The sequence below is a fragment of the Stenotrophomonas africana genome (assembly GCF_013004645.1).
Taxonomy (GTDB): domain Bacteria; phylum Pseudomonadota; class Gammaproteobacteria; order Xanthomonadales; family Xanthomonadaceae; genus Stenotrophomonas; species Stenotrophomonas africana.
On sequence record NZ_JABEME010000001.1, the window covers coordinates 577,801 to 588,604 of the forward strand.

At 63.3% G+C, this 10,804-nt stretch carries 7 protein-coding genes; 2 read left to right on the forward strand and 5 right to left on the reverse strand.

The window, feature by feature from the left end:
* Window positions 1-46: 46 nt before the first annotated feature.
* The 5 genes from HLA98_RS02930 to HLA98_RS02950 all read right to left on the reverse strand — a co-directional run bounded on the left by HLA98_RS02930 (window position 47) and on the right by HLA98_RS02950 (window position 8,442).
* Entirely contained in the window at window positions 47-769 is a 723-nt protein-coding gene (locus HLA98_RS02930; protein ID WP_160320745.1) for a glycosyltransferase family 9 protein, read from the reverse strand.
* Between the two features lie 56 nt (window positions 770-825).
* Entirely contained in the window at window positions 826-3,882 is a 3,057-nt protein-coding gene (locus HLA98_RS02935; protein WP_160320746.1) for a calcium-binding protein, read from the reverse strand.
* A 135-nt stretch (window positions 3,883-4,017) separates the two neighbouring features.
* A complete protein-coding gene (locus HLA98_RS02940; RefSeq protein WP_057499781.1) occupies window positions 4,018-5,439 on the reverse strand; it encodes an HlyD family type I secretion periplasmic adaptor subunit in 1,422 nt (473 codons plus the stop codon).
* On the reverse strand, window positions 5,436-7,598 hold the full coding sequence (locus tag HLA98_RS02945) for a type I secretion system permease/ATPase (protein ID WP_057499782.1): 2,163 nt from the start codon (window positions 7,596-7,598) through the stop codon (window positions 5,436-5,438). The genes HLA98_RS02940 and HLA98_RS02945 overlap by 4 nt, the downstream gene beginning before the upstream one ends.
* Before the next feature lie 268 nt (window positions 7,599-7,866).
* Window positions 7,867-8,442: a single-stranded DNA-binding protein gene (locus tag HLA98_RS02950; RefSeq protein ID WP_006423759.1), complete on the reverse strand. Its 576-nt coding sequence runs from the start codon at window positions 8,440-8,442 to the stop codon at window positions 7,867-7,869.
* A gap of 293 nt (window positions 8,443-8,735) precedes the next feature.
* On the opposite strand from HLA98_RS02950, the gene HLA98_RS02955 reads away from it, so the two are divergent.
* Window positions 8,736-9,767 carry a LacI family DNA-binding transcriptional regulator gene (locus HLA98_RS02955; protein WP_057499783.1) on the forward strand — a complete coding sequence of 344 codons (1,032 nt, stop codon included), beginning with the start codon at window positions 8,736-8,738 and terminating at the stop codon, window positions 9,765-9,767.
* A gap of 131 nt (window positions 9,768-9,898) precedes the next feature.
* Entirely contained in the window at window positions 9,899-10,801 is a 903-nt protein-coding gene (locus HLA98_RS02960) for an ABC transporter ATP-binding protein (protein ID WP_057499784.1), read from the forward strand.
* The last annotated feature ends 3 nt before the right edge of the window (window positions 10,802-10,804 follow it).

Sequence of the window (10,804 nt, forward strand, 5' to 3'; positions counted from 1 at the left end):
ACCTATCCCGCGGCCGGGAAGCAAGTTTAGGGGACAGAGGGTGGGTTCATCGCTCCGTCCTGGCGTCGATCAGCGCCATCACATGCCGGGGCAGAATCTCCTCCATGGAAGGCGCATGGATGCAGGCATGCCTCTGCCAAAAGGGCGCGTATTCCGCCGGGTCAGCGACCCCATAGAGACCAGCGACCGGTATCCCCAGTGCGTCGGCCATATGCACGCACCCGGTGTCCAGGCTGACGACGAGCGCAGCACGGGTGAGAAGTGCCGGCCAGGTCAGAGGCGTATCCATGCCACGCAGATCACGCACCCCTGGCGGCCACTGCGCCGATTCCAGGCCCCGAGATTGAGCGGGTCCGATCAGGGCGACTTGATAGCCCCGGGCCTGCAGTCCGCGGGCGACCATGGCCCAGTGAATCAAGGGCCAGCGCTTGCTGGCATGATCAGCCCATACACTGAGCAGTGCCCAGCCTTCGGTCTGCAGCAGCGTGCGCGCCTGCTGCAGACCATGCACCGGAACAGGCACCCTGACTGGCTGTGCATCATCTCCGAGTGCCCTCAGCCAGGCGACCGTGCGGTGCTCGCCCGGTTGGAAACGAGGCCGCAGTGTCCTGCCCTCACCGCCGTGGACGTGTCGGAATTCGCATGGCAGGCCGCGCAATGCAGTGAAATGGCGAGGTTCCAGGCCGGAGACCACCACAGGACCACTGCGCAAAGCGGCACCGATAGCCGGGAGGGCCAGCAGCAGATCTCCCAGATGCGCACCGCTCATCCTGAACTCTGTGGGCACAACAGCAACGGGCCCCTCGACACCAACCGCCATGACTATCAGGCCAGCAATTGAACGTAGTGCTGCGAAGGCGCCACCGCACAGTGTGCGGCGACCGAAGCCGCGCCCCCGGCGAAGCTGGCCATGCTTGCCACCATGCGTTGGCTCTGCGCAATATCCCCAACAGCGGCGAGGCCGGAGGACGTGGTCGCCAATGCACCCAACACGCTCCCGGCGTCCCACACAGTCCCATCGGCGAACCAGATTTCATCGATCGAGGTGGGCCACCCATTGATGTCTTCGGGCAGGTAGTCCTTCAACGTCAGACTATCCGCGCCCTGATCAAGACTCAGAACCAGATCCCGGCCGGCGAGAGACAGCGAGACCTCGGCTGCGCTGACGCCTTGCCCCATCTGTACGACATCCCAGTAGATGCCGTCCGGATCACTGGAGAGGACCTGATCATGGCCGCTTCCCCGACCGAACAGGAACATGTCATTGCCATCACCACCATCAAGGGCATCATTCCCGGTACCGCCATCAAGCACGTCTTCGCCGTCTCCGCCTTCAAGACTGTCATCACCGGCATGGCCCAGCAGCACATCGTTGCCAGCGAGACCACGCATCAGGTCATTGCTCGAACTGCCATGCAGATACTGGTCGCTGCCGTCGCCTCGCATCTGCATTCCGATCAACGCCTCCAGGCCCCAATGTGTCCCATCAGCGAAGTTGACTGCCTGGACAGGATTGGGACCTGCAAAGAAATTCTCGATCGATACCCAGTTGCCATCAGCATGCTGAAGAATCAGATTGCCCTGCGAACTGTAGACACGCATATCATCTGCGGCGACTCCCGCCCCAAACTCAATGGTGTCGGCGTCGGTAGCATCGAAATCGTCGGCGTTGTTGTCGATTGAATCCTGGCCCCAGCCCATCTCAAATCGATAGATATCACTGCCGCTGCCGCCGACAAGGTGATCATGACCGGATCCGCCAATCAGGATGTCGTCACCCCCATAGCCGAAGATGCGATCGTTTCCGCCGCCTCCGTCGATGACATCGCTGATGCCTCTACCATGGATGGTCTGTTCCGCCGACGTGGGCTTTTGTTGTGCGAGATAGATATCGTCGACACTGTACGACGTTCCATCGATGAAGCGCATCTCATCGATCAGACGATCTGTGCCAGCACCAGGATCATGGAAGAAACCCTGCACGCGGACGCTGTCGCTGGTTCCTGACCTGGAAATCAGCAGATCGAAGCCATCGCTGCTGATTGCAATATCGCTGCGCTGGATTCCCTCGCCGAACACCAAGCTGTCAAAGTCGGCGCCCCCGGCAGACAGGGAGCCTTGGATTACATCCTTGCTCCATCCCTTGTTGAACAGATAACGATCGTTGCCCAGCCCGCCGATCAGCAGGTCATTTCCGGCACCACCTTCAAGGACGTCATTGCCATCGCCGCCCTCCAGCGTGTCGGCACCTGCGAAACCAACCAGATAGTCTGCCCCGGAAGTTCCAACCAGATGATCTCCGAGCGAGCTTCCATACATCGCACTCAGCGTTACCTGCTGCAACTGCAAGGCAGTAATTTCACTGCCATCCGCGAAGTGCACCCCGGCGAAATTCACAGAAGGCGAGAAGAACGAGCTCAGATAGACGCCATCTCCTCCCTCCGTCTCACGATCAAAGACCGTGCCACCGATCTGGACGGACAGATTGTCGCCTTCACGCAGGAACAGCACCTGTGCCGCGTCGATTCCTGCACCAAACTGCAGCGACAGGGAACTGGACGAGTACCAGCTGTAAGCGTAGTCAGAGCCGTCCCCCCGCTCGTAGACTATCGTGGAGCTACCCTCACCCCAGTCAATCCTGTCGTTGCCGCGGCCGCCTACGAGGACATCCGTACCCGAGCCTGCGGAAAGGGTGTCATTGCCATCTCCGCCATAAAGCGTGTCGTCGCCTTCTCCACCATAAAGCTGATCGTCTCCGGCACCTCCATCGACGATGTCATTTCCCAGCCCCCCATCCACTGTGTCATTGCCATCTCCGCCGAACAGGTGATCGTTACCTTCCTCACCCCAGATCGTGTCATCACCACCGAGCCCGTCAATGACGTCATCACCGCTGGTTCCATAGAGATACTGGCCAAACTGACTCGGAATGACCGCCAGTTCTTCCAGGCGGGTTCGATCCCAGTAGGTCCCATCGGAGAAGCGGATTGCATTGATGCCCCGGTCTCCAGAAAAGTGGGAGACAACCGAAATGACATTATTCGATCCTGATGCATCCGCGATCATCAGCTCGTTCCCGGACCGGTAAACCACGATGTTCGACGACTGGATGCTGGCGTCGAACTCAACCACATTCATCGAGCCGGGGTAGGCTTGATGAAAGCGATCTGAAATGGTGTCCTGCCCGAAGCCAGCGCCGAATCTGTAGGTATCGCTGCCATACCCACCTTGGAGCCGGTCGTTCCCCGCCCCTCCGATCAGCACGTTGTCTCCCTCGCCCCCCACAAGCTCATCATCACCATCGCCGCCATCCAGCACGTCGTCGCCTTCGGCGCCGTCAAGGTAGTCATTTCCGCCACCGCCGGAGAGGTAATCCGCGCCGCTTCCACCGCGCATGTACTGATCGGTCTCGTCGGGCCGCTGTGTCAACAATTGCAGTGCGGCCTGGTCCCACACGGTACCATCGACGAACCTGACCTCGTGAATCCGGGATCTCCATGCTCCCGACCAGACATCGAAATGGCCGTTGACGGTGATTGTCTGATTGACGCCCGCCATCAGAACCAGATCACCGTTCCACGTCCGCGAAACACGGATCATGTCCGGAGTGAATGACCCATCAAATTCGATGGCATCGACATCCAGATAGCTTTCACCGTCGTTGTAGATGGAGTCGTTGCCGAAGCCTGCGCTGAATCGATAGGTATCGCTTCCTGCGCCACCAGTGAGTATGTCGTCGCCTGCGCCGCCTACGAGAATGTCATCGCCCAGGCCACCGTTGATGGTGTCGTTTCCCGCCAGGCCCTCCATGAGATCGGCGGCCGCCGTCCCAATCAGTTCGTCCTTTCCCTGCGTACCACGGATCAGATTCAGCTCGGTCACGTCCATCTCCAGGATCTTTTGGTGGAAAGCTGTCAGGCGGATCTTCCGGTACGACGGCCTGCCGCCCTGTACGAGCTATTCCCGGAAAGCGGGACGGAGTTTAGGGAGAAGAGGAAGCTGCCTGGGAGCAGTGCGTCAGCGCTCACGCATCGCTTCGCCCGCATGCTGGCGCAACGGGCTCAACAGGTAGTCGATCACCCGCCGCTTGCCAGTTTTGATCTCCGCATTCAGGTTCATGCCAGCCGTCATCCGCACGCGAACGCCATCAATCTCCAGCATTGCGCTGTCCAGGCGTATCCGCACCGGAAACACCAGGCCAAGCTTTTCGTCCTGCAAGGCGTCATGCGAAACGCTCACTACCCTGCCCGTCAGGTACCCATAGCGCGTGTACGGGAAGCTCTCGACTTTCACCGTCACCGGCTGGCCACTGCGGACAAAACCGACATCCTTGTTGAGGATGCTGGCCTCTACTTCCAGCGCTTCCTCACTGGGCACCACGGCCAGCAGCGGCTGTGCGGGGGTGACCACGCCGCCCACGGTATGCACGGCCAACTGCTGCACGGTGCCATCGACCGGCGCACGCAGGATCTTCTGCTGGTCACGCTGCCCCGAGCGCGAGACTTCGGGTGTCATCTGGCCTATCTGCTCCTGCGCCGCGCGCAGGCCATCCAGGGTCTGCTGCCGGAAATCCGCCATCAGTACGCGTAGCTCTTCCTCGGCGGCACGCTGGGCGGACCGGATTTCCTGCAGTCGGTTGCGCTGGGTCACGAGGTCCCGCTCGCCGGCAATGCGCTCCTGCTCGCGGAGCAGATAGTCATGGCGACCGACGTAGTTACCTTCCAGAAGGCTGCGGTAATCGTCTGCGCGCAACGTTGAGATTCGCGCCGATTCCTCCAGTGGTTTCACCGCAGCTTGGGCCGTATCCCATTCGGCGCGACGCTGTGAGATCACAGCCCGCAGATTATGCCGTTTGGCCTGCAGTGCCTCGTACTGGCTGCGCGCCAGCATCTGCTCGGCAAGGACGCGGTCGGCCGGCAGGTCCGGCTCCACCGGGATCACTGGCACTTCACCCGCCTGCACGGCCATGTCCAGTGCCAGCAGGCGCATCGAGGTCATCCGTGCATTCAACAAGGCGTCGCTGGACTTGACCACATCGGCTGCGGTTGCGGTCGGGTCAAGCTCGATCAGCACCTGCCCAGCCTTCACCACCTGGCCGTCGCGCACCAGGATGCGCCGCACCACGCCGGTTTCCACCGGCTGCACCACCTTGGTACGCGAATCGACGACGGTCCTTCCAGGCGCCACCGCAACGATGTCGAGCTTGCCGATCGTGGCCCAGAGCAACGCCACGCAGAAAAACGTAATGATGATGCGAAGGGTCCAACGTGCGGCGGGTGAGGTCGGCGTTTCGACCAACTCCAGGTGAGCGGGAAGAAACGCGCGCTCGTCGGCCTCGCGCGGCAATGGATCCATCGCGTGACGATTCCGCCAGGCCGCTTTGAACACGGAGATATAGCGTGCAGCGAAATCACGCAGACCTTCGCGGACATGCTTCATGCGGCCCCCTGCTGCAGGCGGTGCAGCTGGGCATAGTGGCCATCGGACTGGGTCAGAAGCTCATCGTGGGTTCCACTCTCCACGATAAGGCCGCGATCGACCACGACGATGCGGTTGGCCCTGCGCACGGTGGACAGGCGATGGGCGATGATGATGACGGTTCGCCCCTTGCAGATCTCGCGCATGTTGGCCATCACCGCATGTTCGGATTCGTAGTCCAGCGCGCTGGTCGCTTCGTCCAGGATCAGGATGCGCGGATCGGTGATGAGCGCACGCGCGATCGCCACGCGCTGCCGCTGACCACCGGAAAGACCAGCACCATGCTCTCCCACCCGCGTGTCATAGCCTTCGGGCAGTGCGGAGATGAACTCATGCGCACCCGCAAGGGTGGCTGCTTGGATCACCCGGTCCAACGGCATGCCGGGGTCGCTCAGCGCGATGTTGTCGCGCACGCTGCGGTTGAACAGAAAGTTCTCCTGCAGTACAACGCCCAGCTGCCGCCGCAGCCAGGCGGGGTCGGCCAGTGCCAGGTCATGCCCATCCACCAGCACACGGCCGCGCTCTGGCGTATACAGGCGCTGGACCAGCTTGGTCAGCGTGCTCTTGCCGGATCCCGAGCGCCCAACGATTCCGATGACCTGTCCGGCCGGGATGTGCAGGTCGATGCCGGCGAGGATCTCCGGCGTATCAGTTCGATAGCGGAATCCGACCCGCTCGAACGTGATATCGCCACGGATGGGTGGCAGCGCCATGCGGCTGCCGGGCAGTTCCGTACGTGTATTGAGAATGTCGCCCAGACGTTGGACCGAGATCCCGACCTGCTGGAACTCCTGCCACAGCTGCGCCAGCCTGATGATCGGTGCAGCCACTTGGCCGGACAGCATGTTGAACGCGATCAGCTGGCCCAGCGACAGCCCCCCGTCGATCACCAGTTTCGCGCCCCAGAACAGTATGGCGACGCTGACCAGCTTCTGCACCAGCTGCACGCTCTGTTGGCCAACGGTGGCAACCTTGGTGACCCCGAAGCCGGCATTCACATAGCCGGCCAGCTGGTTGTCCCAGGTACGCGTCACCCGCGGATCAACCGCGCTGGCCTTGACCGTTCCGATGCCGCTGATCGTCTCGACGAGGAAGGACTGGTTGTCGGCGCTACGTGCGAACTTCTCATCCAGCCGCTTGCGCAGCACCGGGGTGATGCCGGCCGAAATGAGCGCGTAGACCGGCAGCGAGATCACCACGATCAGCGTCAGCCAGCCACTGTAGTAGAACATCACAGCGAGGAAGACCGCGGTGAAGAACAGGTCTAGCACCGACGTCAGGGCCTGCCCGGTCAGAAAATTGCGTATGTTCTCCAACTCGCGCACGCGGGCGATGGTGTCGCCTACGCGACGGGACTCGAAGTAGGCCAGCGGCAATGCCAGGACATGGCGGAACAGGCGCGCACCAAGTTCGACATCGATCTTGCTGGTGGTGTGGGCGAATACATAGGTACGCAGTCCGCTCAGGACTACGTCGAAGACGGCGATCGACACCAGGCCGATCGCGATCACGTCCAGCGTGGTCAGGCCTTGATGCACCAGCACCTTGTCCATCACCACCTGGTAGAACAGGGGCGTCACCAGGGCAAACAGCTGGATGAAGAAGGAGACGACGAAGACTTCCAGCAGCATCTTCCGGTACTTGATGACCGCAGGAATGAACCAGCTGAAATCAAAGCGCGCCAGCTCGCCAAGTACGGACGCCCGCGAGGCAACCTGAAGAAGACGTCCACGATAGCGTTGCTGCAGCGTGGGCATGTCGATGCTTCGCGGACGCCGCTGGGCGAGATCATGGATCAGTACCTGATCGCCGCTGATGCGGGCAATGATGAAGGCGTCGCCGTCGTCACCCAGGGCCAGCACAGGAAGGCTGGTCATCGCCAGGCGAGCCAGCGCCGTCGCACTTACCCTGGCCTTCAAGCCCAGCTTGCGGGCGGCCAGTACCAGTGTCGTCTCGTCCATGGCCGCATTGCCCAATCCAGCATCATGCGCCAGCTGACTCGCGTCAGCTGCGATGCCATGGAATTGAGCAAGCAGCACCAGCCCCCGCAGTGCCAGGTCCTGGTGTCCGTGCGCCCCCTCGTCCCCCGGCACCGTAGGTGCCGCGTCTCCCTGTGGCATAACGTTCCCGTGCGCTGCTTCCGTTGAGCGCATCCCCGGAGCGGGAGATTGGGGGGGGCCAACTCCCTTGTCAAGGGTCGGCAGGAGGGCGTAATCCCGCCATCGCTGAAGGGGCGGTTGAAGCGAAATGGGGCAATTCGCTGAAAGCCGTCATGTGCTGCGCCCGGGTGCCGAACAGCGACCCAACGACGCGGTGCGGGCACAAAAATGGCAGGGAACCGGAATTCCCTGCCATCGGGTAGATGCACCGGTAGAACCGGATTGTGGCTTAGAACGGAATATCGTCGTCAGCGAAGTCGTCCATCGGCGGAGCCTGCTGCGGCTGCGGGCGCTGGTTGCCACCCTGGTTGCCGTAACCGCCGCCCTGGTTGCCGCCCTGGTTGCCATAGCCGCCGCCCTGGCCGCCACGCTGGCCACCGCCACCGCCGCCGTACTCCTGGCGCGGCGCCTGCTGGCGCTGCGGACGATCGCCGCCGTAGTTGCCACCACCGCCGCCACCGCCGCCTTCACCACGGCCGCCCAGCATCTGCATTTCATCGGCAATGATGTCGGTGGAGTACTTCTCCACGCCGTCCTGGCCGGTGTACTTGTCGTAGCGCAGGCTGCCTTCGACGTAGACCGAGCTGCCCTTGCGCAGGTACTCGCCGGCGATCTCGCCGAGCTTGCCGAAGAACACCACACGGTGCCATTCGGTACGTTCCTGCTGGTTGCCATCCTTGTCCTTGCGGACGCTGGTGGTGGCCAGACTGATGCGGGTGATCGCCATGCCGCCCTGGGTGTACTTCACGTCCGGGTCGTTGCCGAGATTGCCGACCAGGATGACTTTGTTGATGCCGCGCGCCATAGGTACCTTCGTCCGTTGTCCAAGGGCAGACCGCCAGTGATAGCACAGCCCCGGGCGGGGGTGCAGTAGGCTGGGCCGCCCCTGTTGAAATTTGGGGGAATGCGAGAACGATGCATCTTAGCATTGCCGCCGCCATCCGCCCGGTCAGAAGACCCCGGCCGCGCAGGGGGATTGAACTGATTTCCTTGTCCGGCAATGACTTACCCTCGCTTCGGCGGACCTCCAGAGGGGCATTCGCGTCTACCCATGGCATCATGCCCAAGCACCTTCCCCCAGCCCCCTCCCGCGTGCCCATGACGATCAAAGGCAAAGCCACCTCCCTGGACATCGCCCACCTGGCCGGGGTATCCCAGCCGACCGTGTCGCGGGCCCTGCGTGGCAGCCCGATGGTCAACGCCGAGACCCGCGAGCGCATCCTGCGCATCGCCCGCGAACTGAACTACAAGGTCGACAAGAACGCCTCCAGCCTGCGCCTGCGCAACGCCGGCACCCTGGCCCTGCTGTTCTTCGAGGACCCGACCAACGACGACTCGCTGATCAACCCGTTCTTCCACTCGATGCTCGGCTCGATCACCCGTGCCTGCGCCCTGCATGGGCAGGACCTGCTGGTCTCGTTCCAGCAACTGTCCACCGACTGGCAGGCCGATTACGAGGACAGCAACAAGGCCGACGGCATCATCCTGCTCGGCTACGGCGACTACCACGAATCGCGCGACCGCCTGCAGCGGCTGGTCGAACAGGGCACGCACTTCGTGCGCTGGGGCGCCGCCCTGCCCGGCCAACCCGGTGTCTCGATCGGCAGCGACAACTTCCAGGGCGGGCATGACATCACCACCCACCTGTTGCAGCAGGGCTGCCGCCGCATCGCCTTCCTCGGCCATGCCTCCAGCCATTACCCCGAATTCCAGGAGCGCTACCGCGGCCATGTCGCGGCCCTGCAGGACCACGGCCTGGCCGCCGAACCGGCGCTGCAGCACGATGCGATCACCACCGAGGCGTCGGGCCAGGAGGCCTGCCAGGCGCTGCTGGCGCGCGGTGAACCGATCGATGCGATCTGCGCCGCCAGCGATCTGATCGCCATCGGCGCGATGCGGGCCCTGCGCGACGCCGGCCGGCGGGTGCCGCAGGACGTGGCGGTAACCGGCTTCGACGACATCCCGCTGGCGGCCTCGGTATCCCCGGCGCTGACCACGGTGCAGCAGGACACCAAGCAGGCTGGCCAGCTGCTGGTGGAACGCCTGCTGGCGCTGATCGGTCGGCAGCCGGTGGAGAGCCAGAGCATCCCGGTGAAGCTGGTGGTGCGGGAATCGTCGCTGCGCCGGTAAGCGCTGCCAGGCCTGCCGCCACGCCCCAACGTGCGACGGCGGAATTCTCCCCCCATGACCAACGGCGGATGCGCACGGAGGCTGATGCGCGGATAACGCGCAGACATCGCCCATGGAAAGGTGTACGTCGCATGCTGAAGATCGATTCGCTGTCCAAGACGTACGCCAACGGCGTGCATGCGCTCAACAACGTCACCCTGGACATCCCGCGCGGCATGTTCGGCCTGCTCGGCCCCAACGGCGCCGGCAAGTCGTCGCTGATGCGCACGCTGTCCACCCTGCAGGAGGCCGACAGCGGCACGGCGACCCTTAGCATTCCAGGCGAGGCGCCGATCGACGTACTGCGCGACAAGGATGCGGTGCGCCGCCGGCTGGGTTACCTGCCGCAGGATTTCGGCGTGTATCCGAAAGTCAGCGCGCTGGACCTGCTGGAACATTTCGCGGTGCTCAAGGGCCTGACCCAGCGCGCGCAGCGCCGCGAGGTGGTCGATGGGCTGCTGCAGCAGGTGAACCTGTGGGACGCCCGCAAACGCAAGCTGGGCACCTACTCCGGCGGCATGCGCCAGCGCTTCGGCATCGCCCAGGCGCTGCTGGGAGACCCGCGGCTGGTGATCGTCGATGAGCCCACCGCCGGCCTCGACCCGGAAGAACGCAACCGCTTCCTCAACCTGCTGGCGGCCATCGGCGAGAACGTGGCGGTGATCCTGTCCACCCACATCGTCGAGGACGTGACCGACCTGTGCCCGACGATGGCGATCATGAACAAGGGCCAGGTACTGCTGACCGGCCGCCCTGCCGAAGCCATCGACGCCCTGCAGCACCAGGTCTGGCGCAAGCAGGTCGATCCTTCGGAACTGGCCGACCACGAAGCGCGCTACGTGGTGCTGTCCACCCGCCTGGTCGGTGGCCGCCCGGTGATCCACGTGCACAGCGCCAACGACCCCGGCGACGGCTTTGCGGCAGTGGCGCCCGACCTCGAGGACGTGTACTTCCAGCGCCTGCGCCTGCAGGCCCGTGCCCGCGCGGCAGCCTGAGCG

What these genes read in the sequence shown, in the direction of transcription:
- HLA98_RS02930 (WP_160320745.1), bottom strand. Translation starts at nt 769, where the DNA reads ATGAGCGGTGCGCATCTGGGAGATCTGCTGCTGGCCCTCCCGGCTATC.
- HLA98_RS02940 (WP_057499781.1), bottom strand. Translation starts at nt 5,439, where the DNA reads ATGAAGCATGTCCGCGAAGGTCTGCGTGATTTCGCTGCACGCTATATC.
- HLA98_RS02945 (WP_057499782.1), bottom strand. Translation starts at nt 7,598, where the DNA reads ATGCCACAGGGAGACGCGGCACCTACGGTGCCGGGGGACGAGGGGGCG.
- HLA98_RS02950 (WP_006423759.1), bottom strand. Translation starts at nt 8,442, where the DNA reads ATGGCGCGCGGCATCAACAAAGTCATCCTGGTCGGCAATCTCGGCAAC.
- HLA98_RS02955 (WP_057499783.1), top strand. Translation starts at nt 8,736, where the DNA reads ATGACGATCAAAGGCAAAGCCACCTCCCTGGACATCGCCCACCTGGCC.
- HLA98_RS02960 (WP_057499784.1), top strand. Translation starts at nt 9,899, where the DNA reads ATGCTGAAGATCGATTCGCTGTCCAAGACGTACGCCAACGGCGTGCAT.